This is a genomic window from Paenibacillus sp. J53TS2 (assembly GCF_018403305.1).
GTDB lineage: Bacteria > Bacillota > Bacilli > Paenibacillales > Paenibacillaceae > Fontibacillus > Fontibacillus rhizolycopersici.
This window is the reverse complement of record NZ_BOSK01000002.1, coordinates 397,671-422,292: the sequence shown is the minus strand read 5'-3', so window position 1 is coordinate 422,292 and position 24,622 is coordinate 397,671. Positions and strand designations below refer to the sequence as shown.

Below are 24,622 nucleotides of genomic sequence, written 5' to 3'. Positions count from 1 at the left end.
CACAAAAAAACGGGTCGCCCCAGCCAGTAACGACCGGGACAACCCGTTTCCATTTATTTTTTCTCCTGCAAAAAACCCTTAATCTTCTCCAGCGTTGCGGCGGGATCGATATTTTGCAGCAAATAGTCGGACTCTTTCTTGTAAACGACCTGCTCGGAGTAGTTCCGTAAATACTCTTCGATCACCTCGGGCGGGGCCCCCTCCCGTTCCTCGCGCAGCCGAATGTCCTCCTTTGTCACATAGAGGAAAATCCGGATCGCCTGCGACCCAAACCGTTTCCGGAACGCCTGCAAGCCATCATGATTCACGACGACGACCGCCGCACCATGTTGTTCCAGCGCTTCGATTAGTTCATGCTCCGTGATTCCGTAGCTGCCGCGCTCCAGGCGGACGCTTTGGGTAAACGCCTGCCTGCCGAGCATCGTTTGAAAATCCGCATCGGAGATAAAACGGTAGTGCTCACCGTCCTTCTCCCCTGGGCGTTTCGCTCGCGTGGTATAAGGAAGGACATAAGGAAGGCCCAGGTCGGTGCTGAGCTGCTTGGCGATACTTTTGCGGCCCGAACCGCTCGTGCCGGTAATGACGATCACTTTGGGCTGCGGAGTGCGCTCCTCCTCCAGGCCCGCGTCATTGGGCTTGTCAGAAGATGCTTCAGCCTCGTTGCGGGCAAGGCCTTGGGTTGTTTTCGAGCCTTTCAGCCATTTCCACATCGCGTCTCCATGCGCGTTATCCGGGTTCGATTCCTATCCTCGCCGGCAGAACCGCACGGATTCACCTCCTTCGCCATGTCTATACTTCCTATGTCGGCAAAAAGAGGAAAAAATTGAATGATCCCGATTCGCTCCACCATTGATCTAAGCAGCTACCTCAAAACACCCGGCGTGCGGTCACGAACCGCTTTTTCCACTGGCCATCAAACGCCTCGATATGGACTCCTTGCTCTTTGGAATAGGTGTGCAGAATCTGATTGTCGCCAATATAGATGCCGACGTGGCCGATATCCAGACCCCGCGCGCTGAAGAACAACAGGTCTCCCTTGCGCAACTGATCCAGGCTGACTTCCGTACCTTCCTTGGCTTGATCATACGAAACGCGCGGAAGCTCGATCGAAAGAATCTCCTCGTACACCCGATTCACAAAAGAGGAGCAGTCGAACGTTTTCGTTTGGTTGGGAGATGCTCCGAATTCGTAAGGCGTACCTTCAAACGTTTTGCCGTAAGCGATCAGCTCGTCCGCCTGCTTGTCCGCAAGGGTGTCGCTCCGATAGTCGGTGTATTTCGGCTTGGCCGATACATAACCGGAGCGTCCGTCCGGGGTTCGCACCTCCAGCCAGAGCGCACCGGCTTCGCGAACGACATGTAGCTTGCTGCCGGTGGGCAGCAGCTCCTCACCGACCGTTTCGCTCCCGGCATCCGGCGCACTGCGCAGATTGACGCCCCAAGCGATGGTGGTTTCGTATGTAAACGCCGAAGTGATTCGCACCGTGTGGTGATCGCCGTCCCAGACGACATCGCTGCCGAGCGCTTCGCTTACGAACCGTAGAGGAACCAGCGAATAACCGTCCGCGATCTGCCCGGGTACCGGCAGCGTGAGGAGCTGGCCGTTCAACTGAGCCGTGGGGTCGCCAATGCGGTAAACGAGCGTCATTTGGCCTCGGGTGGCCGTGACGGTCTTGCTGGTATCGTCCCAGGCCAGCTTGGCGCCCAGCGCTTCAAACACGTCACGGATAGGGAGCAGGACGCTGCCGTTCACCAGCAAGGGGAGCGTCTCCGTTTGCAGCGGCCGCCCGTCGAGCTCAATCGTGATGCCGCCCTTAGAGGCGGTTTGGATCAACGGGGCCGCAGCCACCGCCCCCGAGGCTCCCAAGGCCGGATCTCCCACGGGCTCCGCACCGGCCGTTCCCGCTTGGGCGGACAATACGAGGGAGGCTGCCAACAGCCAGGTCAGTCCGAGTGTTTTATTGTTGAATGGTTTCGTCATTCTAAATCACCTATTTTCTGGATGGATTTATACTATTGGACGAAATCCAAGCAGATTTGTTGTGTGGAAAATGTTTCCTACCCCTCTGGATTCAACGAGGTCAACCGTTCCAATCCGTTCATATACTTACGCAGCGCATGAGGGATCCGGATGCTCCCGTCTTCCTCTTGATGATTCTCCAAGAGCGGGATCAGGATGCGCGGCGAAGCGACCATGGTGTTGTTTAACGTGTAGCAGTATTGCAGCTTGCCGTTTTGGTCCTTGTACCGGATATTCGAACGGCGGGCTTGGAAGTCGAGCAGTTGCGACGACGAATGGGTCTCCCCGTAGGCCCCACGGCTCGGCATCCACGTTTCGATGTCGTATTGTTTATACGTTTTTTGCGACATGTCTCCGGTGCACACCGCCATTACCCTGTATGGCAGCTCTAACAGTTGAAGCAGTTCCTCGGCGTTTTGGGTGATTTCCTGAAAGAGCTGTTCCGACAGCTCCGGGTTGTTTTCGCACAGCACCACTTGCTCGACCTTCGAGAACTGATGCACGCGATACAAGCCATGAACATCCCGTCCGGCCGAGCCAACTTCGCTGCGGAAACAAAGCGAGGCCGCGGCCAGCTTGATGGGATGGGTGACATCAACGATCTCATGGTCGTAATACGACACGAGCGGAACCTCGGCGGTTCCGACCAGCCAGCGATCGTCCTCGGCCATCCGGTACGTCTGATCCACGCCCAGCGGGAAGAATCCGGTGTTCACGAGCGCCTCCGAGCGTACCATTAAGGGAACCTCCAGCAGGGTGAATCCTTTCGCCGCAAGCAGATCCACGGCCAGCTGCTGTACCGCCCGGTGCAGCAGAACCCCTGTGCCGCTCAGGTAGTAGTTGCGGGCGCCAGCCGTTTTGACCCCGCGGGGAATGTCGATCATCCGATGCTGTTCACCGAGGGCGACGTGATCTCGCGGCGTAAATTCAAACGCGGGCGGTTCTCCGATCTGCTTCACCACGACATTGTCGAGGTCCGACAGGCCCTTGGGCGTATCCGGCGAGACCGGGCTCGGAACAAGCAGCATCAGTCGCCGATACTCGCGCCCCGCCTCCTCAAGCTCCTTCTCCAGTCCGCTCAGCCGCCGGTTCAGCTGTTTCACCTCTTCTTTCAAAGCGGCGGCGGCGTCCGGCCCTTGCTCCCGGATCTGTACCTCAATCTGAGGGGTAAGCCGGTTACGCTCCTGCCGTATCCGTTCCACTTCCTGCAGAAGGGCCCGGCGTTGGTCGTCCCAATGCAATAGCTCCGGGACCGATAACTCGATCCCTTTGTCCTCCGCCACCTGTTGAACTTGTTCTTGATGCTCCCGAATCCATTTACCGTCTAACATGGGTGATCCGCTCCTTTTTCGATGAGAATACAAAAAGCGCCCTTCGTCCGATTGGGACGAGGAGCGCTGTATGCTCGCGGTGCCACCCAAATTGATCAAACCGGCCGGGCCGGGTTGATCCCCTTTAGTTCCGCGGTAACGGGCGGACCCGGTTAGCTTAGGAGGAGATGATTGCGCGTTTGGCGCGCGGGTTCCCCTTGACGAAAACGCCTCCGAGTTGGATGCTCTTCATAGGCATGATTCCGAGATATGATTTGTAAAGCAGTATAACGTATATGACGTAGAATATTCAAGTGGGAGGGGACAGGAAAATGAGAAAATTGCTGCTCACCGGGTTTGAACCCTTTGGCGGTGAATCGATCAATCCGGCAGTTGAAGCGGTGCACCGGCTGCAGGGACGTGTGATCGGTTCCTATGAGGTTATAGGCTTGGAACTACCGACGGTGTTTGGCCAATCGATGGAGCGCCTGCTGGCCGGTATCGAGGAAACGGAGCCGGAGGTGGTGATCGCGTTAGGGCAAGCCGGCGGACGAAGGGGGATTTCGTTTGAGCGGATCGCCGTCAACCTAAGCGATGCCGCCATCGATGACAATGCGGGGAACCGGCCGGTGGATGTTCCTGTCGTGCCGGAAGGCCCGGCAGCGTATTGGACCACGCTGCCGGTCAGACGCATGGCCGACCGGCTGCAGGTCGAGGGGATTCCCGCGTCGCTATCGCTATCAGCCGGTACCTTCGTATGCAACCACTTGTTTTACGGGTTGATGCATCATCTCGCCGTCAGCGGCAAGCCCATCCGGGGTGGGTTCATCCATATCCCCTACCTCCCGGAGCAGGCGGAGCGACATCCCGGCGCCCCGAGTATGGCGTTGGAGCAGCTGGTTGCCGGCCTGGAGTTGGCGATCAGGGTGATGGGGGAGTAACAAAATGTTGTACTAATTACAACATTTCTCTCATAGGGCAGAGCCGCTAAGCGAACGCACCCCCTTCATGCTTCAGCAGCCAGCTTTTGCGGGACAATCCGCCGCCGTAGCCTCCAAGGTCGCCATTCGCGTTGATGACGCGGTGGCAAGGGATAACAAGGGCCAGTTGATTGGCCCCATTGGCCTGGGCGACAGCGCGAAAGGCCGACGGACGGCCAACTTCGGCGGCCAGCTCGGCATACGAGCGCGTCTCCCCTGGGGGGATTTGCCGCAGCCGGGCCCATACCTGCTGCTGAAACGGCGTGCCCAGCAGGCGCAGTGGGGTAACGAACTCGGTCAACCGCCCTTCGAAGTACAGGGCGAGTTCCCGCTCGATCGAGCGGATCGGGCCGGTGAATCCCGGGATCACCGCGGATTTTGTCCGCTTGCGGAGCCGCTCGACTTCGCGCTCCAGACCGCGGCGGTCCACGAACTCCAGCAGGTACAACGCTTCCTCATCGGCGATCGCGATCATCGGCCCGAGCGGGGTGTCGAGCCACGCCGCCCTTAGCACTCGGCTCTCTTCCAACCGGGTTGGTGCAGCCCCCATAATCCGGGAGAAGGCATCCCGGAATCCGCTGCTCGACTCATACCCCATAGCGAGCTGGGCGTCGATGACCGGTCGGCCCGAACGGATGTTACCGAGCGCCAGACCCATCCGGCGGGCGCGGGCGTATTCCACGAAGGTCATGCCAAAGCGCTTCTTGAACTGGCGGCGCGCCGTGGATGCATCGACGGACAGCTGCCGGAAGTCTTCGTCCTTCCAGCGCTTCTCCGGATGAGCCTCGACGGCTTCTACCAACTGCCGGACCAAATCGGACACGCGGCTCGGGTGGGATAACGGGCGACAGCGTTGGCACGGCCGGAACGAGGCGAGCAGCGCTTCTTTGGCTGTTTCGTAAAATTCGCAGTTTTCGAATTTCGGTTTTCGTGCCGGGCAGGTTGGTCGGCAGAAGACGCCGGTGGTTTTGACGCCAACGTAAAATACCCCTTCATACTCCGTTTTTTTCTCCAATAAAGCTTGATAATACTCTTCCTTCCGTTCGGCGAGAATCATTAAGGGAGGGTCCTCCTCGTCTTCAACTTTGTGTCCCCATTATATCGTTTGCAGCAAGGCGGTGCCGCCGATAATCAGGCATTGATTTTCCGGTCAAGACTTCCATTGTGGGCAAGGGAGATTTGTTATATGATATCATGGTAAATTGGGTGAACGCGCTAGTATTTGGGGGCCATCCGCAGGTCTAACGCTTACCACAGCGCTTAAGTCGGCTCAAATCGCCGATTTTGCATTTTAACGCTGCTCACCGTGCTTAAATCTTATTTTTTGAGCCGGAATCAGGTGGTTTAATGGAAATAGTGATCCACAGCGTCGTTAGAAACGGTACAACGAGGAAATCCTTCAAATAGCGTTTCTCATCCGCGTTAGAGCAGTGGGAACAGCCTAAGGGCATCCATGACATGGAGAATCACTAGGAGGCTGCCCCGAAATCTAGTTTGAAACGATAAATAAATCATATTTTTGAGCGTGGAGGAAACGATGTATCCTAAAGACTTCAACTATAAAATGCCAGCCGAATGGGCGGCACATGAACGCACCTTTATCTCCTGGCCGGTACAGGAGTCGATGGTTTATCCCGACCGGTACGCCGAAGTGTGCGACGGGTATGCCGAATTCATTACGGCGATCGCTGAATTTGAACCGATCACGGTGGTCGTGAATCCGGACGATTTACAAAAGGTGAAGGCCCGCTTTGAGCAGGATCCAAACACGGGTCGCATCTCTTATCTGCCGATTGAGCATAACGACGCTTGGCTGCGCGACAACGGCCCGACGTTCCTCGTCAATCCAGAAGGGGAGCTGGCCGGGGTTAACTGGGGCTTTAACGCCTGGGGCGGCAAATATTCGCCGTGGGATCTGGACGATGCGGTCGCGCCGCAAATCCTTGAAGCCCTCAAAGTGAAACAATTCGACGCGCCATTGGTGCTCGAGGGCGGCTCCATCCATGCGGATGGAGAAGGTACGCTACTGACTACCGAGGAGTGCCTGCTGAACAAGAACCGCAACCCGCACATGAGCCGGGAAGAGATCGAGGCGGCGGTCAAGAGCTTTACGAACGTCGACCAAATCATCTGGCTGAAACGCGGTCTGAGCGGGGACGAAACGGACGGACATATCGACAACGTGGCTTGCTTCGCCGCACCGGGCAAGGTCATCCTGCAAGTATGCGACGATCCCAGCGACGAGAACTATGCCATTACGCAGGAAAATATCGCGATCCTTAGCGAAGCAACGGACGCCCAAGGCCGCAAGCTGGAGATCCTTCCGATCCCGCAGCCGCCACAGGCGTTCTACGAAGCCAGCCGTCTGACGCTGAGTTATTTGAACTTTTATTTCGTCAACGGCGGCATTATTTTGCCGGTCTTTGGCGGGGCTGCGGCGGAAACCGACCGCCAGGCCGTGAAGGTGCTAAGCGAGGCGTTCCCGGATCGCAAGATCCGTACCGTCGATGGCATGGCCATCATCCGCGAAGGCGGCAACGTGCATTGCACGACGCAGCAAATGGCCGCAAGACGCCCATAAACTTTTAGCGAAAGGGGTTCGATCAACGACATGAGAAACGTCAAAGTGGCAGCAACGCAAATGAGCTGCTCGTCCAATAGAGAAGAGAACATCGCCAAAGCCGATCAACTGGTTCGACAAGCGGCGGCGCAAGGGGCACAGATTATATTGCTGCAGGAGCTGTTCGAAACCCCTTATTTCTGCCAAAAAGAAAAGTCCGACTACTACGTCTATGCGACGGAGATGGAGGAGAACGCAGCGATCCAGCATTTCCGTAATGTGGCCAAGGAGCTGGAAGTGGTTCTGCCGATCAGCTTCTATGAGAAAAAGAACAACGCCCGTTACAACTCGCTGGCCGTGATCGACGCCGACGGTGAGGTCCTCGGACGTTACCGCAAGAGCCATATCCCGGACGGACCGGGGTATGAGGAGAAGTTTTATTTTAATCCGGGGGATACCGGGTTTAAAGTGTGGAAGACGCGTTACGCGAAGATTGGCGTCGGCGTCTGTTGGGATCAGTGGTATCCGGAGGCTGCCCGCTGCATGGCGCTGATGGGCGCCGAGCTGCTGTTCTATCCGACGGCGATCGGCTCCGAACCGCAGGACGGCTCGATCGACTCCAAGGATCACTGGCAAATGTGTATGCTGGGGCATGCCGCTTCCAACCTGATGCCGGTGATCGCTTCGAATCGCGTCGGCACGGAAATCGACGAAGAGTCGAGCATCACCTTCTACGGCTCGTCCTTCATCGCCGGGCCGCAAGGCAACAAAGTCGCGGAAGCCGACCGTGCGGAGGAGACCGTGCTGGTGGCGGAATTTGACCTCGACCTGTTGGAGATCCAGCGGATCGAATGGGGGATTTTCCGCGATCGTCGGCCGGATCTCTACAAGATCATCACCTCTTACGACGGCGAGCTTCGCATCGACTAAACCGCATAAGTAACGCCAGATCGTGAAGCCCCCAATTCCACCGTATTTTGTGATTGGGGGCTTTTGCCGATGAGGCGAAGCCGGCCGGTCAAGGCGAGCCGGATTGAGTGATGTCCGGGTTGACATCCATGATGGCTTGCGCGATCCCCATCAGACGGGGCAGATAGCGATGTACCTCGTCCGCCCGGCGAAGCAATGCCGCAGTCGATGAGACGCCAAGATCGGACAGCAAGGCAAGGAAATCCGGGGCGAGCTGCTCCCCGAGCTCCGGGGCGTCAGCTGCTAGAATCTTATGGCAGCGCGCAAATGTGGCGGTGATCCAGAACACCGCCTCCTGATGGCGCCCGTTCTGGATCAGTTCGCGGCTGCCGTCAATGGCGACCGGACGCGCGCCGGGAGTAATGTCGCTGCGGAAGGGGAACGGCGTTACGGCCCTCGCTGGCCGCTGGCTGCCCAATCGGCATACCGCAGCGGTTGAATCCCGTACGGCGTCACAAACGGGTGCCGGTAGCCGATCGTATTTTCCCGGTAAACCTCAAATTCCAATTCCTCTGTCTCCAGCAAGCCGAGTCTCCCCCTATAGGTAACTGTAATCACGCTTTAGGGTATGTGCATTCGCCTAGGGGCGTTAGGGGAAAGGGAGAGAGTTCGGAAAACGTCCACAAAGGGGACGGGCGGCTCGCAGAAGACAGCCTCGCATTCAAATAAACAGCTGTATGTCCGATTCCAGTGCATCGCGCAGGTACGTTTGCGCATCGATGATCTCCAGCTCTGGGAGGAACTCCTCCGGCTTGAAGCCCATGATGTCGACCGACAGCTTGCAGCCGTAGAACTTGATGTTCTTCTTACGGGCTCCTTTCAAGAAATGGATCAGCCGGGGGGCTTCCTGGTCTTCGATCATCTCGTTCAGCATCCATTTGCCCAGCCCGCTGTAATTCATTTTGGAGAGGGGCAGCTCCTCCGGCCCTTTGGGGGTCATCCAGGTCATCAGCTTTTCGTACAGCGTCTTGTCCTCCAGCGTCATTTTCTCCGGATCGCGCACGAGAAACAGGCCCCAGAAGGCAAAAAACATCGTCACCTCTACGTCGATATCCCGCGCACTATTCGCCAGAATCAGTCCGGCCATCGCCTTATCGTAATCCCCGCTGAACATGAGCAGGTTCATTCTTCTTTGCGCCATCGCAACCAAGCCTCCATTATTTATTGTTTGGATAAAGCTGGTATTAGTATGGTTCAGGGGAGGCCGTCTATCCTTGGTTCATAAATCGCTCAAAATTTACTGCAATTTGGGGTCCACCGGGGTGGGGTGGTGATTTTGCCGCACCTCTTGGAATAACACGGAGGTGTTCAGGGACATTCCCGGCTGGAGTCCGAGAATACGCTCCAGGTCCCCCAACGTAACAGGTCTGGCGTGCTCCATCAGTTCATAACCAATCTGTCCGTTGACTTCCATAGTTGCATTCTTCACGTCACCGATGTTGGCAACGCCTAACTGACGCAACCTTACCTCCAATTGATCCACGGTTATTCGGGTTTTGCGTAAATTGCTCACGAGGAGTTGGCCGTTCTCAATGATCGGAACCGCCCGTCCGCTAATCAAGCGTTCAAGTCCGTCCCATCGGATCTGTAGGTACTCCATAAGAAAGAGAAATAGGACAAACACGGCGGCGGAACCAACCGCTTTACCGATTTCCCGATTGGCGATCGGCTGCACAATCATCGTTCCGATCGAGATCATAATGACCGTTGTGGCGGCTGTCATTTGAGAGATGGATTTTCTTCCGGCGATCCGTAAGAGCACCAAGCCGGACAACGCGACGATGGCTGATTTCCAAATCCAGTCGTATTCCAAGGGATCAAATCCTCCATTTTTTTCTTGTTTTTCGTAACTTGCACATTCCTCGGCTTTTTATGCAATCCCCTTTTTACTCTTGAGCCACTTCCAAAATCCACCGCTTATCTGTCCTCCTGATTTCCTGTACGATGGAAGGAGTCCAACTATTACATCTGCTAGGGGTTGACATCATGAGTAACAAGAAGTGGACACTGGGCATCGCTGGGGCAATCGCCGGCACCTTGTTATTTAGCAGCATATCCAGCGCAGCGCCTTACACGGTGAAATCAGGGGACTCCCTGTGGAAAATCGCAACGGCGTACCAAATCAGCACAACACAGTTAAAATCGATGAATCAGTTAACCAACGATTGGATTTATCCGGGTCAAGTGCTGCAGGTCCCTGGACCAACGGCTTATACAGTGCAAAATGGAGAAACACTTTGGTTGATCAGCTTAAAATTTAAGGTTTCGTTGAATTCGCTGATTTCAGCAAACCCGCAATTATCGAATCCCCATAATATCTGGGCCGGATTGCAAATCAATCTCCCGGCGGAAGCGAAATTATCCAATACCGTATCCAAGCCAGACCGGTTCGAAAATGGCTTCTTCCCGCTCGCCAAGGGGACGTATACCCCGATGACGAACAGTTATGGCGATGGACGGGCATGGGCTGAAGATGGTACTGCTCAGCGCACGCACGAGGGGATCGACATTTTCGCTGATGAAGGGACCCCCGTCTACAGCGCGATGGCCGGAGAAGTCATGAACTACGGCTGGAGCGAGCTTGGCGGCTGGCGGTTGACCGTGCGGGTCGACGGTTCTACCGCATTTTATTATGCGCATCTGTCGCGTTATGCGAAGGGGATTGGAACAGGCAGCAAATTAACGAAAGGTCAGTTGATCGGTTACGTTGGCAGCACGGGCTACGGCCCGGAGGGGACATCCGGTCTATTCCTGCCGCATCTGCATTTTGGCATCTACCAGACGTCGCCGTGGAAAGCCCTCAACGCCTATCCGTACCTAAGCTGGTGGGAAGCGAATCGTTCCTAGCAGGGCCGAAGGCCCTTGATTCCCGGGGTGCCTTTGAGGTACCCTTTCTTTACGCCGTTTACAACCAAACCGGCGAGACATGTTTTTTAGTTTGAGGTGATCGTTTATGAAGAAATCCGTCTTAGGATTGGCGGCGGCTTTAGGGCTGCTCTTGCTTGCCGGATGCAGCACGTTTGATCCGGTCGACCAGGCGCTGACCCGACTAAGACCGGCTGAAACCAAGGCGACCTCCGAGCATGCGGACGGCCCCTTCACTGTAGAGCTATCGGTTCCGAAGCGCGCCGGTTTAGACGCGAAGTTTACGCTGATCGCTAGCCTGCACAATCTGTCAAAACAACGGTTTGAACTGCAGAGCAAGCCACGGGTGTTTCATTACCTGATTGTAGACAGTGCGGGGAACCGGGTGAACACGATCACCGAGGTGGACCGTGCGGTAGCTCGCAGCATGGGGGGCGAAACGGATATCAACGAGTTTTTCGAAACTCGAATCGATCGGATCGGCACGTATGAAATTTATGCGGTCGCTGAATTTTCGGTCAAAGAAGATGGCGTATACAAGGACCTCACGTACGAGACGGAACATCACCGCATCGAAATCGGCCCCTACAGCTGACAAGAGCAGACCCGAAGGATCTTAAGGATCCCCGGCATCTGCTCTTTTTGGTATGCTTAGAAATCGAAATGGTCGGGGTCCGGCCCGATCCGAAGGTTCTGGTTCAAGGCGCTGATCCGCGCCATATCCTCGGCCATCAACTCAAAATCGAATACGCTCGCGTTCTCGGCAATGCGGTGCGGCTTGGTCGATTTCGGAATGGTGACCACACCGTTCTGCAAATCCCAACGGAGGATGATTTGCGCCACCGATTTCCCATAATGGCGGGCAAGCTCAACCAGTAAAGGATGGTCCAGCAATTGCCCTTGCATCAGCGGGGACCAGGCCTCCATTTGAATGCCGTGCTCGCGGCAAAAGGCTTGCACTTCTTGCTGCGTCAGACGCGGATGATATTCGACCTGGTTGATCATCGGTATCGTCTCTGCGTCCGCCATTAAGTCCTTCAGATGATGAACCTGGAAGTTGCTGACGCCGATCGCCTTGACCTTACCGGCTTGGTAGAGCGTCTCCAGCGCCCGCCAGGCTTCTTTGTATTTACCAGCCACTGGCCAGTGGATCAGATACAGATCGAGATAATCCAAACCAAGTTTGCGCAGGCTCGTTTCATAAGCGGCCAGCGTCTCTTCGTATCCGAGGTCGGCATTCCATACCTTCGAGGTGACAAACAAGGCTTCACGCGGGATACCGGTTTGCTGCAAGCCTTCGCGGATGCCTTGTCCAACCCCCGTTTCATTCCCGTAGATCGCTGCCGTATCAATACTGCGATAACCGTGGGCAATGGCGGATTTGACCGCGTTTACGAGTTCGGGTCCCTCCTCGACCTGGAATACGCCAAGACCCAGCCAAGGCATCTTCACTCCATTGTGCAGCGTAGTGGTATCTTGTAAATGGGTGATCATAATAGTTGAACCTCCTGTTGAAGTTTAGGATGGGCGTGCTTTTCTTGCCGATCTTTCTGTTCCAGAACGCGGCTCCAGCCGGTGAGAAGCACGGCAGCCGCGACCATTAGCGCGCCGATCCACGAGGTGTGGATGAGGCCGATCGAATCGGCGATGACCCCGCCCAGGTAAGACCCAAGGGCAATTCCGGCGTTGAAAGCCGCGATGTTGATCGCAGAGGCAACATCGACGGCGGACGGGACGAACCGCTCCGCTAACATGACGACATACACCTGCAACCCCGGTACGTTCATAAAGGCGAGCAGTCCCATGAGGAAAATGGTGACCAAGCCAGCGGCCTTAAACGGTGCCGTAAACAGTAAGGCGAGCAGGACGAGCGCCTGGACCATAAACATATAGAACAAGGCTCGGACCGGCTGGCGATTCGACAGCTTGCCGCCAACCATGTTACCGATGGCGATGGCGACACCGTAACCGAGTAAAATGACCGCAACGGCGCTTTCCTTAAATCCGGTAATCTCCAGCAGAATCGGCGACAGGTAGGTGTAGACGACAAAGGTGCCGCCATAACCCAAAGCCGTAATGGAGAACAACAGCAACAATCGGCCGTTCGTCACCAGCTTGACTTGATCGCGGAACGCGGTTCGTCCCCCTTTCCGCAAGCCGGATGGTATCAGCAGACTATTGGCGATGAAGCCAACCAGCCCCACGGTGACAATGACGATAAACGCGGCGCGCCAGCCGAGTTGTTGTCCAATAAAGGTACCCAGCGGCACCCCGGTGACCGTCGCGACGGTCAAGCCGGTGAACATGATCGAGATCGCACTGGCTCGGCGGTGCTCGGGTACCAGATCGGCGGCGATCGTAGATCCGATCGACATGAACACGCCGTGCGAGAAGGCGGAGACGACCCGGGCAACGAGTAACATGCCGATGCCGGTCGCTGTAGCTGCCAGGGCATTGCCGATCATGAACACGACCATGATCCCTAGCAGCAGCGTTTTGCGTGACAACCGTGCCGTTAGTGATGTGAGAACCGGCGCCCCGAAGGTGACGCCCAAGGCATATAAGGAAACGGTCAACCCTGCCGTGGTTGTGGAGATGTGCAGATCCTCGGCGATCAAGGGTAGCAGCCCCACGCTAATAAATTCGGTAGTCCCGATCGCAAAGGCGCTAATCGCCAAGGCAAGCAGCGCGAGGGTACTTCGTTTTTTATCCATAAACCTGTCTTTAACCTCCCAGTGATGATGTGGATTAAGAGCGGCTGGCGTCTGCGAGATTTCTGCAGAAGCGAGCGACAAATGCTATTATGGGAGATAGGGTTTATTTTGAGAAGTACGCACTTTCAAGTGATATAGGCACCAAAAAGTAGGGTAGGCACATTTTTGTGCCTATGAAAAGGAGCAAAGACGATGAAAGAGAAGAAATACAATATTTCCGTAGAAGCGACGCTGGAGGTGATCGGTGGGAAGTGGAAGTGTGTAATCCTGTGCCACCTGACGCACGGACGGAAACGGACCAGTGAATTGAAACGACTGATGCCCGACATCACGCAGAAAATGTTAACCCAGCAGCTGCGCGAGCTGGAGGCAGACGGGGTTATTCGCCGGATGATCTACCAGGAGGTCCCGCCCCGGGTGGAATATGAGCTAAGCGAATATGGAGAGAGCTTACGCGGGATTCTGGATGCGCTCTGCGCTTGGGGAGAGCAACATATCTGCAAGGTATATGGCAGCTATGATGTTCTGGATGAGAACGTCTTAAACGAACATTTGAAATCGTGAAGCGTCATCGGTTATGCTGTCCATGAAAAGGAGCGATGGATCGATGAAACCCATCACGGTATTGATTGCAGACGACGAAGCGGAAATCGCCGACTTGATTGAACTGCACCTGGCCCGGGAAGGATACCGCTGCATCAAAGCGGCCGACGGACAGGAGGCGCTGGATGTCATCCGGACACAGTCCGTGGATCTGGCCATCTTGGATATTATGATGCCGAAGATCGACGGGTACGAAGTGACCCGGCAAATCCGCGAACAGCATCATCTCCCGATTATTTTCCTAAGCGCCAAAGCAACCGATCTTGATAAAATCACCGGCCTGGTTCGCGGGGCGGACGATTACATGACTAAGCCGTTTAATCCGATGGAGCTGGTGGCCCGGGTGAACGCCCAACTGCGGCGTTTTATTCAGTTGAATCCCTCGGTCGCCGCTCAGGTGGACGAGCCGGTGCTGGAGGCCGGAGGGCTCGTGATCCACCCCGAGCAGCGAACGGTGTTCCTGTACGGCGAACCGGTGGAACTTACGCCAAAGGAGTTCGATATTTTGGTGCTGCTCGCCAGCCATCCGAAGAAGGTGTTCAGCTCGGAGCATATTTTTGAGAAGGTCTGGGGCGAGGCATATTATGAAGGCGGGAATACGGTCATGGTGCATATCCGGACTCTGCGCAAGAAGCTGGGCGAAGATCAGCACAAGAACAAGTTGATCAAAACCGTCTGGGGAGTAGGGTATACGTTCAATGGATAACCACATGGATAAACCGAAGTTTCGCAGCTTCCGCTTCCAAATGATCCGGTTGTTTGGGCTGAGCATGCTACTCTCCGCCGGGACGACCTTTCTGATTTACCTGGCACTGCGGGGGTACTACCACACGCTGCTTCGCGAGGACCCGCTGTATGATGTCCGTCGGATCATGCGTGAGATCGGCGACATCAACGTATTTTTGATTATTTTCATCCCGCTCTCGTTCTTATACTTCTATCTGCTTACCCGGCGTTACGTCGCTTACTTTCGGGAGATTTCCCGGGGCATCAACCAACTGGCGGGAGGAGATTTCACGAATCGGGTCCATGTTCCTTCCGGCGACGAGTTCGGAGAGATTGCACGGGACATTAACCTGGCCAGCGAGAAGCTGCAGCAGGCGGTGGAACGGGGGGATTTTGCCGAGAACAGTAAGGAACAATTGGTGCTGAACTTAGCCCATGATCTGCGAACCCCGCTAACCTCCGTTATCGGATATCTGGACTTCATCTTGCAGGGCAAGGATTTAACCGCCGAGCAGATGAAGCATTACACGACGATTGCTTACACCAAATCGCAACGGCTGGAGAAGCTGATCGACGAGCTGTTCGAAATCACACGGATGAATTACGGCAAGCTGAGTATCCACCGCCGGCCGCTGGACTTGAGCGAGCTGCTGACTCAATTGACCGAAGAGATGTACCCGGTATTTGAAAAAAATCAGCTGACCGCCCGTCTGGAGACGGAGCCGCAACTGATGATCTCTGGCGACGGCGATCTGCTCGCCCGCGTCTTCGAGAACCTGCTGTCCAATGCCGTCCGTTACGGCAAAGACGGTGAATACCTCGACGTCCGCGTGGCGCTGGACGGGGAAGAGGTTGTCGTGCGCGTCACCAACTATGGGGATTCCATTCCGCCGGACGAGCTGCCTCACGTGTTCGACATGTTCTTCACCGGCGATCGGGCGCGCACGCACCAGGAAGGCAGCACCGGGCTTGGCCTGTTCATCGCCAAGAATATCGTGGAGCAGCATGAAGGCACGATCTCGGTGCAAAGCGATCTGATCCGCACGGAGTTCGAGGTGCGTTTGCCGAAGCTTGGATCTCATGAACCGCTTCGTCATGAAAAGCTGACTTAAGAAAAAGTTTAGGTTTACCCCACTTTTGATTTTAACAGTCCGCCTTATGCTTAAGAGCAAGAACGGCAGGAGGATTGGAAAATGAAAAAGTGGGTTTTTTTGCGTGCGCCAAAAAGCCAAGCCTCCTCGGGATTCGCGAGGTGGCGACGCGGGGATTCCGCCGCAGCCGGGTTGTTCCTGGCGCCGAGCGTGGCCGGGTTCGGGGTCTTCTATCTGATCCCGTTTGGGATGAGTTTCTTGTATTCCTTCCAGAGCGGCATCCCCGGCGGAGGCTTCGCCGGATTGGCGAATTACCGCGAGCTTCTAGCCAGCGATTCGTTCCGGAAGGCAGCGGCCAACACGCTTTATTTCAGCGCGCTTGGCGTCCCCTTGATGCTGGTGTTGTCCTTGATTCTCGCACTGTTGTTAAATCGGCAGATCTACCTGCGGAAGTGGCTGCGCACTTCGTACGTGCTCCCACTGGTTGTGCCGGTGGCGTCGGTCATCCTCATCTGGCAGATGATCTTTGACTGGAACGGCGTGCTGAATTATGCCCTCAGCCGCTTCGGGATGGAGCGCGTGGACTGGATGAAGACCGGGGCCGCCCGGTATGTCGTCATCGTGGTGTATTTGTGGAAGAACATCGGCTATAACGTGATTTTGTTTCTGGCCGGCCTGCAGCAGATTCCGAAGGACTACTACGAAACGGCACAGGTCGAAGGCGCAGGGCCGATCCGCCGATTCTTCGGCATCACGCTCGTTTATTTGACGACCACCACGTTCTTCGTGGTCATCATGTCCATTATCAACTCGTTTAAGGTATTCCGGGAGACGTATTTGCTTGCAGGCGATTATCCGCACGACAGCATCTACATGCTGCAGCATTACATGAACAATATGTTTGTTTCGATGGACATTCAGAAGCTGACGGCTGCGGCGGTGTTAATGGTTGCCGCCATCCTGGCGATCGTCCTGGGCTTGTTCGGGCTAGAACGCCGATACCGACAATTCATGGAATAGAAGGTCGGCTTTTTAGGACGAAGCGTCTCGGTCCTGCAAAGCCGACAATAACGCGCATATTTAGGAGGTGCAGGACGTGCAGGCGTTCCAAACGATACGTAAGGTGTTGTTAACCGGGGGGATGAGTCTAGTCGCTGCGATGCTGCTGTTCCCGATCATCATTACGTTCACCAACTCGCTGATGAGCGAACAGGAGCTGGTCATCGATTACGGCAATATCGGGAAATTGACGGAGGCGACCTCAACCGGGGCCGATACCTTCGTCAATTTGAAATGGGTGCCGGACCAGATCACATTGGAGCAATATGGTCAACTGTTGGTACATACCCCCAACTATTTGCTGATGTTTTGGCATTCCGTGGGCCTGGTGCTGCCGATCATCGCCGGACAAACGGCGGTGGCCGCGATGGCGGCTTACGCGCTTTCGAAATTGCGGTTTCGCGGTCGCGACGCGGTGTTTCTGGTGTATTTGCTGTCGATGTTGATGCCCTTTCAGGTCACGCTGGTCCCTAACTATCTCATGGCCGATAAGCTGGGGCTGCTGCACCATTCGGGAGCGGTGATTTTGCCGGGGATTTTCGCCGCATTTGGGGTCTTTATGCTGCGCCAGTTCATGCTGCATATCCCGTACGCCTATATCGAAGCCGCCAAGATGGACGGTGCCGGCCATCCGCGGATCTTTCTGACGATCATCCTTCCGATGGTCAAGCCGGGTCTCGCCGCGCTGGTGATTTTGCTGTTCGTGGATTATTGGAATATGGTCGAGCAGCCGTTAGTTTTCTTGGATCCGCTCCAGCAGCCTTTATCGGTTTTCTTGTCGAGGTTAAGCGGCGAGTGGGGGACAGCTTTTGCTGCTTCGATGTTGTACATGTCGCCGATGGTGCTGCTGTTCCTTTATGCCGAGACGTATTTCATCGAAGGCGTGCAGCTGTCCGGGATCAAGGGGTAAGGAGGAGAAGCTTACGTCATGGAGCTTACGAAAGAACAAACCGATCGCAATAGGAAAAAGATGATTTTAATCGCCTTTATGGCTCTGATGGGAGGACTGCTGTTCTTCACCTTGTTCAGCAATACGCTGCAATCGGTGACGCTACCGAAGGTCCGGACGGGCCAAGCCAAGCTCGGCGGACTTACCTACAAGCTGGAAGCCAGCGGCGTATTGCAGCCGGCCAAGCAGGCGGATCTTCCTAATCCAGCAGGCTGGAAGGTTCGGAAGGTGCTTGTGAAGGAAGGAGCCCGCGTGAAGAAAGGTCAACCGCTGCTACTATACGACAGCGCCGCTGCTGAGCGGGAGCTGGAAGACGAGTCGGATCAACTCAAGAAGCAGCGGATTGCGCTGCAGACGATCCAGGACCAGTTCATTGAGGCCACGGTTGGCGGTGACGAGACCGGTCTTCGGGAAGCGAAACGCGAGCTGGAAACGCGCAAGCTGGATCTCTCCATGCAGGAGCGAAAAATCGAGGGCCTAAAGGAGCAACTCGACCGCCAGCGCGAGCTCGTCGCCCCGTTTGATGGAGTCGTTGCAAAAGTGAATGCGGTAGAGGGTTTGGCTTCGGCCGGACAACCGGACGTGGTCGTATCGAGCGACATCGCGGGCTACCGCTTGGAGATGACCGGCGATGCCGAGCTGATCGGCCGCCTGCAGGTTGCGACCGGGCAGACGCTTGAGGTCGCGGTTGCCGCCTCAGGCGATCAACCCGCCCGTACGCTAAATGGAACGGTTGAGGAAATCGCTGACGCAGGATCACGTATCGCCGGATCAGCGGAGGATCCTGCCGGAACGACGGCGGCGGTTCCGCTGAAACGGCTGCGCGTCCAGGTGGCCGATCCCGTACTGAAAGGGGGTGAGCAGGTCTCGATCAAGCTGGATCAGACTTCCGCGGACCAAGGTTGGCTCCTTCCGAACGAAGCGATTCATCGCGACGGCGATACGCGGTTTATTTTCAAGGTGGAGGAGCGGCGCGGGGCCTTGGGTAACGAGTTTATCGCTCGTAAGGTGACGATTGAAGCAAGCGCAGGGAATGAAGAAGAAACGATGATTCCGGCGGATCGCCTGTATGAGGGGGATCTAATTATTCTGGAAAGCAGTGAACCGCTGCAGGATGGGAACCGGGTTCGTTTGCAATAAATTTGATCTAGGGAGGCTTGACCCATGCAGAAACGGATGGGAATGACAATAGGATTGGCAATCATGATAATGATCGCATTAACCGCTTGCGGCTCCGGGACGGAGAGCGCCGGGGGGAAGACGGCTTCGGAAGGAGGGAAAGCCGCCCTTATCTTATCGGTACAGGAGGCAACCCCGTTTTACGAGGCGTTGGAACGAAAGTTCGAAGCGAAATACCCGGATATTGATTTAACCGTCCAAGCCTACAAACAGGCTGGGGAACAGTGGAAACCCGGAGAGATGGAGGAGTACAAGAAATCGATCAATACGGCGCTGCTCTCGGGGCAGGGGCCGGACGTCATTGAGATGAACAGCCTGCCGATCGGTGATTATGTCGCCAAAGGTCAACTACAGGACATGGATTCCCTGCTTAGCGAGGATACGTCGATTCAGAAGGAGAATCTTCAAGTGAATATCTTGGAGGCCACCAGGGTGAACGGCGGGTTGTACGCCATCCCAGGCGGATACTCGCTGCGGGCATTTATCGCTGACGGCCAAGTATTGAAAGACGCCGGCATTGCGGAAAAAACGTGGACTTGGCAGGATTTTGCTGAGAAAGCGAAGACGCTGACGCAGGGGAAGGACAAAGGGGTTGCGATGGCGGAGTATCCGCCGGATATGCTGATGCAGGAGATGACGGTAGATAACTATGAGACCTATGTGGATACGACAGCCAAGCAAGCCAAATTCGATTCCCCGGAATTTGTGGCCCTGCTGCACCAAGTCAAGCAAATGTACGACGATGGCGTGATGACCGCCGAATCGGCCGGCCCCGGGAAGCAATTGTTTTATTCCACCGTGTTATTCGAGCCGGCTGACGTGATTAAGGTGCCGCATATGTACTTCGAGCATCCGATGCTGATGCAGAAGCCGCATCAACCGGAACAATCGGGCACGATGCGGATCGTACCCTCCTCCCAGTTTGGCATCCGCGCGAACACAGCGGTTCCGGACGAAGCGTGGAAGTTGATTAGCTTCCTCTTATCGGAGGAGGTACAAAAGTTGCCGGAGCACAGTGGATTTTCGCTGCTGAAATCGGTGAACGAAGAGAAGTTGGACGAGATCCAGAAGCAAGTCGCGGACGGCAGCTACAAGCTGCCTGACGGAACAACCGTGCAGGCGGAGGATGAAGAATTCGTCCGGTTCGGGCAGATGCTGGATACGGTCGACCAATTCTCGCAGCTTGACGGGAAAGTGATCGCTATCGTAGGCGAGGAGTCGTTAGCTTACTTTAGCGGGCAGAAATCCGCAGAGGAAGCCGCCAAGCTGATTCAGAACCGCGTAACTACCTTTTTGAACGAATAATACGGGTATGAAGTTTGTATCTCTTGAACATTCTGGAATCCCTGCCTCGGAAGGAGGCGGGGATTTTTTTTGTTAATATTGTTTGTTGCCTATTGCTGGCGAATAAACAATAGTGTATGATGCATAGTATAAAACATATTGTATGACACACAGTATACGACAAATAGGATCAGACAATGAGGTGAAAGGATGAACGCCTTACTGAATTCATTGATCACAGAGCTCCGTCGCGGAACGTTGACCTTGGCCGTGCTAAGCCAATTACGGACGCCGCAATATGGGTATTCGTTGGTTCAACGGTTGGAGCAGTCAGGGATCGTCATTGATCAAAGCACACTTTACCCGCTGCTGCGCCGGTTGGAGAAGCAGGAGCTGGTGACCAGCAGTTGGGACACGTCAGAGAGCCGACCGCGCCGCTATTATGTGCTGAGCGCATTTGGTTTGGAGATTTTCGAGCAGTTGAAGCAGGAATGGGAGAAGACCTCCCAAGAGCTGTACACATTGTTAAAGGGGGAGAAGGATGATGAGTCAGTCGGAACTGATTGAGCTTTACATTTACGAAGTTACTCGCCGGTTGCCGGAACAGAGCCGGGGAGACATCGCGCTGGAGCTGCGCTCCACGATCGAGGATATGCTGCCGGAGGATTACGGCGAAGCCGAAGTGAAGGAGGCGTTAAGCCAATTAGGAGATCCGGCGGCGCTGGCCGCACAGTACCGGGATCAGCCAGCGTATCTGATCGGGCCGCGATATTTTGATTCCTATGTTCAAGTGATGAAAATGGTTATCCCGATTGCGGTCGTTATTGCCCTCCTTTCGTTGATTGCGAACCAAATCATCACGTATTCAGGTGAAGTGGCTCCGGTGGATGCCGCGGCGAGCTTGCTCAGCAAGGCCATACAGACGGTGCTTGGCATAGGTGTACAGACCGTATTTTGGATTACCCTGGTGTTTGTCATTCTAGAACGTACGGGAACCGGCAAGGAATTGCCGCTGAACGGCAAATTCAAGGCTTGGACGCCGGATGATTTGAAGGATGCCCGCTATGTCCCTAAGGAGAAAGTGATCAAGAAAAGCGAGGTTTTCTTCAACCTCATGTGGACGGCGATCTGGGGGTGCGTGTATTTTAATGCGGATAGGCTGATAGGCGTGTATGAGAACGGCCGGTTTGAAATGACAACGCCAGTCTTTAATCAGGAAGTGCTGCTATCCTATTGGCCGTTTATCGTACTCATTCTAGTTCTCGATGTCGCCTTGGCGATCTATAAATGGGTTGTCTCCCAATGGACCGTACCCATCGCGTTTTTCAACGTGGCGAATCATGTCCTCTCCGCAGTTGTGTTCGGGGTGATGATTCGCAATGCCGAACTGCTTGCCCCGGGTTTTGTTACGAAAATGGAGGAGATCTTCGGTCCGCAATCCTTAGGCGTGTCCGGCTTCAATTCCGAATGGGTCATGTGGTTGGCGTTGTTCGCCTATCTGTTAGCTGCGGCGCTCGACAGTTACCAAGGGTTCCGTAAAGCCAATATCTCCAAACCGGTGAAATAACACGACATCAAAAATCCCCGCTCTCTATGGTAAAGAGGGCGGGGATTATTCATTTGTGAGCTTGGCTTAAGCCGATGTTTTTCGGGATCGATAAAGCAGTATGCCTAACAGGACGGCGAAATACAAGAACAGTGCGGCGAAGGTGTATAAGTACATCACCGGCTGCTGTTGCAGGTACCCGACGATCGGGATGTTCAAAATCAGCAGCAGCGGGAACCCAAACATAATCGCGGTTGCGCTGCCCATAACCAAATTATCGGTCGTATTCGACTGGAATTTCGGATCGACGGCTTTGACAAGCGCGAGGCCCGTGGAGATCGTTCCGGTCAGCATCCCGTAGAAACCGAGGATATTCGGCAGCTTATCCTCCGGCAGTACACGCGGCACTAACCACACCATAAACCACACGGTGATTAACCCGCCTACGGTCGTCAGGATGAGCACCGGCGTCAGGTATTGCTTCAGCGAGTAAATCGAGATCGCGGCGATCGAAGCGGCGATCATGTAATCGAAAGAGAACCCGGAGATCCGCTGCAACAGGTAGTTGTTGGGCGAATGCTCCAATTGGAAGCCCGCTCGCTTCCAGCGATTCAGGATCCACCGGAACAACATCGCATAAAGGCTGCCGATCAGGAAGTGGAAGCCGATCAGCAGTTGGGCCAGCGTCTCGCCGTACGTTCCAAGAGGCGTCAACACCGCTTCGAGCCCGCGTATCGTCAAGTAGGTGACGAGATAAATGAAGCCGATGAGCGCGATTTGGTACGTCAGCTTGTCAATCGCGTCGCTGAGCGGAATTTCGCCTTCCTCCGACTTTTCCGTGACCTCGGTTCGTTCTTTGCGGGAATGGAAGGCATTCTGCTTGTATTTGGGATGGCGGATCAAGTAATTCATCAGGATGATCCCCGGAATGACCGCCCAAATAAAGCCGAACCCGGCAATCGTCAGGCCAAGGTTTCCGCCGCCTTCGAGTCCGAGCGCCTCCCAGCGGCTGCCGATCGAATAGGCTTGTCCCGGACCTTGCCCGTAGCCCAGAGGAAGCAGCAGGCCGATACCTGGGAACATGCCGGGATAGAAGAATTCCGTCAGCAGCAGGAAGAGCCCGAACCCCACCAATCCTTGAATGAGGTACGTTGATACGATTAACATGCCGGATTTCATGACCGCCGGACTGTTGGACACCTCTCGCTCTTTGAGGGAGAGCGCAATGAAGCCGATCGCCATTAGGTGGTAGACGAGCTGACCCAGGCGGTCGATATCAAATCGAAGCCAGCCGAGCAGCTCCGGGCCGACGATCAGACCGAGGATTCCGGCGACCATAGAAGTCGGCACGATAATTTTGCGCAGCAGCGGAATACGGGCCTTGAGGATGGCTGACACGACCATCAGCAAAGAGAGAAGCGTAAAGTCGATCACGAAAGACCATGAATGATCCAATGGGGAACCTCCTAGTTGAGCCGTGGTGTACGCTGAACCAGCGCGGTAATAAATTTGAGCCATTTATAGGCTGAAGTTCTCGGTTGGTAAAACAAGAATCGGTACAGCTTGTCCCCCAAGTAAAATTCAAATTTGTGGTGAAGCTGCACATTCAAGCCCTCCAACTCGGCAAACGGAAAGGAATAGGTCTGCCCTCTCTCTCCCTGAAAGGAAAGGGCAGCTTCCTGATCTGCGCTCCATTGCAGTTGTCCCGTTCCCAGCGATTGAAAGGGCAGCTCCCCTTCCGAAACATACAGATGTACGGGATCGCGCATGACCTGCTCCCAGATTGCCAGATGTCCCGGTTCTTGTATCGCTTGCTCCAGGCGTTTCAGCTGCCAGCGGTTCCAGTCCCGCGTAGTTGAAAAACGTAAAGAGTGGGTGAACGGGGCTAACTTGCCCTGGTGCGTGTAACGCACGGTGTAGCCGCAATCCGTACAGCCGAACAGATCTTGTTCGGAGCGGAGGTGGCCTGGAGCCTCGCAGTGCGGGCAGATAAACAGCAGGCGCTCCAGATAATGTGCCGGAGCTTTGCCGTAATAAGCGGCTCCGGTATGAGACTGCCATTCCGCATCGTCATGAGCCAACGCCTCGGTCAGCATCTCATGAATCTGCTCCGGCGTGTGGTTCGTGAACGTGCCGGCTTCCCATTTTTTCACGAGGGATAAGCGAATGGGTCCCCTGCGGTGGCTCTCCGCCCAACGAGGGAACGAGAGATGCCCGCCGGAAATGGTCGCGACGACCACCGGAAGATCCAACAGCTTTACCAGCTTGGCAGTGGAGAAAATCAACGGTTCCGTCGTCCCATCCCAGTTCCGATTGCCTTCCGGGAACAAGCCGATAACCCGTCCGTGCTGCTTGGCCTTCAGCATGCCGCGGATCGTTCGCGTGTCATTTTTATATTTGGTTTTGGGGATCGCCCCGGTATAATTCAGCAGCTTGGCGAGCATCGGGTTGCGGAACAGGGACGCTCCGGCCACAAAGCTGATGGGCTCATCCACGTAGCAGTTGATGTACAGCGGGTCCCAGTTGGTGACATGGTTCGCCAAAATCAGATAAGGCGGCTTCAGACCCACCGTGTCATTTCGCTCGATTTTGATCCGGGAACGGCTCCGGATGATCGCGTACGCCACGGACAACAACACCCGTTGCACCAGTTTCCCCGGTTTTTTCTCTATGCTCACTGGTTCACTTCCTGAAGGGTCATTTTCGAATAAACACATTAATATTGTTATATCATATTTTGGTTTCATTCGTCGGCGAGAACCTATCGG

The 24,622-nt window shown here is 55.2% G+C and carries 26 protein-coding genes; 14 read left to right on the top strand and 12 right to left on the bottom strand.

What is annotated here, in order from left to right:
• Nucleotides 1-53: 53 nt before the first annotated feature.
• The 3 genes from KJS42_RS06500 to serS all read right to left on the bottom strand — a co-directional run bounded on the left by KJS42_RS06500 (nt 54) and on the right by serS (nt 3,350).
• Nucleotides 54-710, bottom strand: a complete 657-nt coding sequence (locus KJS42_RS06500) for a guanylate kinase (protein WP_213622352.1) — start codon at nt 708-710, stop codon at nt 54-56.
• Between the two features lie 157 nt (nt 711-867).
• Nucleotides 868-1,980, bottom strand: a complete 1,113-nt coding sequence (locus tag KJS42_RS06495; RefSeq protein WP_193416945.1) for a C40 family peptidase — start codon at nt 1,978-1,980, stop codon at nt 868-870.
• A 77-nt stretch (nt 1,981-2,057) separates the two neighbouring features.
• Nucleotides 2,058-3,350, bottom strand: a complete 1,293-nt coding sequence (serS, locus tag KJS42_RS06490) for a serine--tRNA ligase (RefSeq protein ID WP_193416946.1) — start codon at nt 3,348-3,350, stop codon at nt 2,058-2,060.
• 311 nt (nt 3,351-3,661) lie between these two features.
• Between serS and pcp the strand changes: the two genes are divergently transcribed.
• The gene (gene pcp, locus KJS42_RS06485) at nt 3,662-4,270 is read left to right on the top strand and encodes a pyroglutamyl-peptidase I (RefSeq protein WP_155604741.1); all 609 of its coding nucleotides are present in this window, start codon (nt 3,662-3,664) and stop codon (nt 4,268-4,270) included.
• A 46-nt stretch (nt 4,271-4,316) separates the two neighbouring features.
• Here pcp and KJS42_RS06480 read toward each other — a convergent pair whose 3' ends face one another.
• On the bottom strand, nt 4,317-5,366 hold the full coding sequence (locus KJS42_RS06480) for a bifunctional transcriptional activator/DNA repair enzyme AdaA (protein WP_155604742.1): 1,050 nt from the start codon (nt 5,364-5,366) through the stop codon (nt 4,317-4,319).
• 480 nt (nt 5,367-5,846) lie between these two features.
• Between KJS42_RS06480 and KJS42_RS06475 the strand changes: the two genes are divergently transcribed.
• Both KJS42_RS06475 and aguB read left to right on the top strand, forming a co-directional pair.
• A complete protein-coding gene (locus KJS42_RS06475) occupies nt 5,847-6,890 on the top strand; it encodes an agmatine deiminase family protein (protein WP_213622351.1) in 1,044 nt (347 codons plus the stop codon).
• 30 nt (nt 6,891-6,920) lie between these two features.
• Nucleotides 6,921-7,799, top strand: coding sequence for an N-carbamoylputrescine amidase (aguB, locus tag KJS42_RS06470; RefSeq protein WP_213622350.1), 879 nt, complete (start codon nt 6,921-6,923; stop codon nt 7,797-7,799).
• Between the two features lie 88 nt (nt 7,800-7,887).
• Here aguB and KJS42_RS06465 read toward each other — a convergent pair whose 3' ends face one another.
• From KJS42_RS06465 to KJS42_RS06450, 4 genes are all read right to left on the bottom strand, one after another.
• A complete protein-coding gene (locus KJS42_RS06465) occupies nt 7,888-8,127 on the bottom strand; it encodes a hypothetical protein (RefSeq protein WP_213622349.1) in 240 nt (79 codons plus the stop codon).
• 98 nt (nt 8,128-8,225) lie between these two features.
• Nucleotides 8,226-8,363, bottom strand: coding sequence for a hypothetical protein (locus KJS42_RS06460; RefSeq protein ID WP_213622348.1), 138 nt, complete (start codon nt 8,361-8,363; stop codon nt 8,226-8,228).
• 136 nt (nt 8,364-8,499) lie between these two features.
• The gene (locus KJS42_RS06455; protein ID WP_155604748.1) at nt 8,500-8,979 is read right to left on the bottom strand and encodes a DsrE/DsrF/DrsH-like family protein; all 480 of its coding nucleotides are present in this window, start codon (nt 8,977-8,979) and stop codon (nt 8,500-8,502) included.
• Nucleotides 8,980-9,075: 96 nt separating this feature from the next.
• Complete coding sequence (locus tag KJS42_RS06450) at nt 9,076-9,651, bottom strand: DUF421 domain-containing protein (RefSeq protein ID WP_244868399.1); 576 nt, start codon at nt 9,649-9,651, stop codon at nt 9,076-9,078.
• A gap of 173 nt (nt 9,652-9,824) precedes the next feature.
• On the opposite strand from KJS42_RS06450, the gene KJS42_RS06445 reads away from it, so the two are divergent.
• Both KJS42_RS06445 and KJS42_RS06440 read left to right on the top strand, forming a co-directional pair.
• Nucleotides 9,825-10,685: a M23 family metallopeptidase gene (locus tag KJS42_RS06445; RefSeq protein WP_167521158.1), complete on the top strand. Its 861-nt coding sequence runs from the start codon at nt 9,825-9,827 to the stop codon at nt 10,683-10,685.
• Nucleotides 10,686-10,791: 106 nt separating this feature from the next.
• Nucleotides 10,792-11,298, top strand: a complete 507-nt coding sequence (locus KJS42_RS06440; RefSeq protein ID WP_213622347.1) for a hypothetical protein — start codon at nt 10,792-10,794, stop codon at nt 11,296-11,298.
• Nucleotides 11,299-11,354: 56 nt separating this feature from the next.
• Here KJS42_RS06440 and KJS42_RS06435 read toward each other — a convergent pair whose 3' ends face one another.
• Both KJS42_RS06435 and KJS42_RS06430 read right to left on the bottom strand, forming a co-directional pair.
• Nucleotides 11,355-12,197, bottom strand: coding sequence for an aldo/keto reductase (locus KJS42_RS06435; RefSeq protein WP_155604751.1), 843 nt, complete (start codon nt 12,195-12,197; stop codon nt 11,355-11,357).
• Nucleotides 12,194-13,417, bottom strand: a complete 1,224-nt coding sequence (locus KJS42_RS06430) for an MFS transporter (protein WP_213622346.1) — start codon at nt 13,415-13,417, stop codon at nt 12,194-12,196. Before KJS42_RS06430 ends, KJS42_RS06435 begins: the two co-directional genes overlap by 4 nt.
• Nucleotides 13,418-13,609: 192 nt before the next feature.
• Here KJS42_RS06430 and KJS42_RS06425 point away from each other — a divergent pair, with 192 nt between their 5' ends.
• The 9 genes from KJS42_RS06425 to KJS42_RS06385 all read left to right on the top strand — a co-directional run bounded on the left by KJS42_RS06425 (nt 13,610) and on the right by KJS42_RS06385 (nt 21,875).
• A complete protein-coding gene (locus tag KJS42_RS06425) occupies nt 13,610-13,981 on the top strand; it encodes a winged helix-turn-helix transcriptional regulator (RefSeq protein ID WP_155604753.1) in 372 nt (123 codons plus the stop codon).
• A 43-nt stretch (nt 13,982-14,024) separates the two neighbouring features.
• On the top strand, nt 14,025-14,726 hold the full coding sequence (locus tag KJS42_RS06420; RefSeq protein ID WP_193416955.1) for a response regulator transcription factor: 702 nt from the start codon (nt 14,025-14,027) through the stop codon (nt 14,724-14,726).
• On the top strand, nt 14,719-15,858 hold the full coding sequence (locus KJS42_RS06415; RefSeq protein ID WP_244868398.1) for a sensor histidine kinase: 1,140 nt from the start codon (nt 14,719-14,721) through the stop codon (nt 15,856-15,858). The genes KJS42_RS06420 and KJS42_RS06415 overlap by 8 nt, the downstream gene beginning before the upstream one ends.
• 81 nt (nt 15,859-15,939) lie before the next feature.
• Nucleotides 15,940-16,857: a carbohydrate ABC transporter permease gene (locus KJS42_RS06410; protein ID WP_213622345.1), complete on the top strand. Its 918-nt coding sequence runs from the start codon at nt 15,940-15,942 to the stop codon at nt 16,855-16,857.
• Nucleotides 16,858-16,933: 76 nt separating this feature from the next.
• Entirely contained in the window at nt 16,934-17,806 is an 873-nt protein-coding gene (locus KJS42_RS06405) for a carbohydrate ABC transporter permease (RefSeq protein WP_483311271.1), read from the top strand.
• Between the two features lie 18 nt (nt 17,807-17,824).
• Nucleotides 17,825-18,985: an efflux RND transporter periplasmic adaptor subunit gene (locus KJS42_RS06400; protein WP_213622344.1), complete on the top strand. Its 1,161-nt coding sequence runs from the start codon at nt 17,825-17,827 to the stop codon at nt 18,983-18,985.
• A 24-nt stretch (nt 18,986-19,009) separates the two neighbouring features.
• Nucleotides 19,010-20,329: an ABC transporter substrate-binding protein gene (locus KJS42_RS06395; protein WP_213622343.1), complete on the top strand. Its 1,320-nt coding sequence runs from the start codon at nt 19,010-19,012 to the stop codon at nt 20,327-20,329.
• A gap of 189 nt (nt 20,330-20,518) precedes the next feature.
• Nucleotides 20,519-20,875: a PadR family transcriptional regulator gene (locus KJS42_RS06390; RefSeq protein ID WP_155604759.1), complete on the top strand. Its 357-nt coding sequence runs from the start codon at nt 20,519-20,521 to the stop codon at nt 20,873-20,875.
• On the top strand, nt 20,853-21,875 hold the full coding sequence (locus tag KJS42_RS06385) for an HAAS signaling domain-containing protein (RefSeq protein ID WP_213622342.1): 1,023 nt from the start codon (nt 20,853-20,855) through the stop codon (nt 21,873-21,875). The genes KJS42_RS06390 and KJS42_RS06385 overlap by 23 nt, the downstream gene beginning before the upstream one ends.
• 66 nt (nt 21,876-21,941) lie before the next feature.
• On the opposite strand, the gene KJS42_RS06380 is transcribed toward KJS42_RS06385, so the two are convergent.
• Together KJS42_RS06380 and KJS42_RS06375 are read right to left on the bottom strand one after the other, a co-directional pair.
• Nucleotides 21,942-23,309 (bottom strand): sodium/glutamate symporter family protein, encoded by a 1,368-nt coding sequence (locus KJS42_RS06380; RefSeq protein ID WP_155604761.1) that lies wholly within the window; start codon nt 23,307-23,309, stop codon nt 21,942-21,944.
• An 11-nt stretch (nt 23,310-23,320) separates the two neighbouring features.
• On the bottom strand, nt 23,321-24,532 hold the full coding sequence (locus KJS42_RS06375; RefSeq protein ID WP_213622341.1) for a lysophospholipid acyltransferase family protein: 1,212 nt from the start codon (nt 24,530-24,532) through the stop codon (nt 23,321-23,323).
• Between the last annotated feature and the right edge of the window lie 90 nt (nt 24,533-24,622).